The organism is bacterium (assembly GCA_024228115.1).
Taxonomy (GTDB): Bacteria; Myxococcota_A; UBA9160; order UBA9160; family UBA6930.
The window spans coordinates 1-579 of record JAAETT010000369.1 but is presented as its reverse complement, the minus strand read 5'-3'; the positions used below and the strand labels follow the sequence as shown (position 1 = coordinate 579).

Sequence of the window (579 nt, the reverse complement as noted above, 5' to 3'; positions counted from 1 at the left end):
TCGGGTCGAGCGGGTCGTGGTCTACCGCAAGCACGTTCCTCACGAGAGCCGAAAAAACTTCCAGCTCGACCTCTTCAGTCCCGACGATGGCCACTACGAGTACTCCGCCGTGGCCACGAACAAGAAGCTTGGCGTCTCGGCCCTCTGGCATTTCATGGCCGGACGCGGAGCCCACGAGAAAACCCTCGCGGAACTCAAGTCCCAGGTGGCCTTCGCCGCGATTCCCACCAACGATCGCTATGCCAACGCCGCCTGGCAGCTTCTCAGTGCTCTCACACTGAATCTCGTCCGAAGTTTCCAGATCACCACGGGTGCCCCTCAGCGTCCGCGAACTCGCAAGCGAACCTTCGCCTACGTCTTCCAGTCACTCTCCACTCTGCGCTTCGAACTCATCCAGCAGCCCGCCCGCATCGCTCGGCCCAGTGGACGGCCCCAGCTCCGCTTCGCCGTCTCCTCGACGGCTCGATCCAGGATCCGGCGCTGCGAACGAGCGATTCAACGCCTCGCTGCCTGATCCGGCCCCCGCTTCGCCTCCGGACTACACTGCTCAGCGTGAGATTATTCTCGGATCAGGGCTAG

Annotated in this window: 1 protein-coding gene; it reads left to right on the top strand. The window is 62.9% G+C overall.

Going from position 1 to position 579, the window contains the following annotated elements; genetic code table 11:
• The coding region (locus GY937_16150) for a hypothetical protein (protein ID MCP5058237.1) at positions 1-514 on the top strand (514 nt) is incomplete at its 5' end.
• Between the last annotated feature and the right edge of the window lie 65 nt (positions 515-579).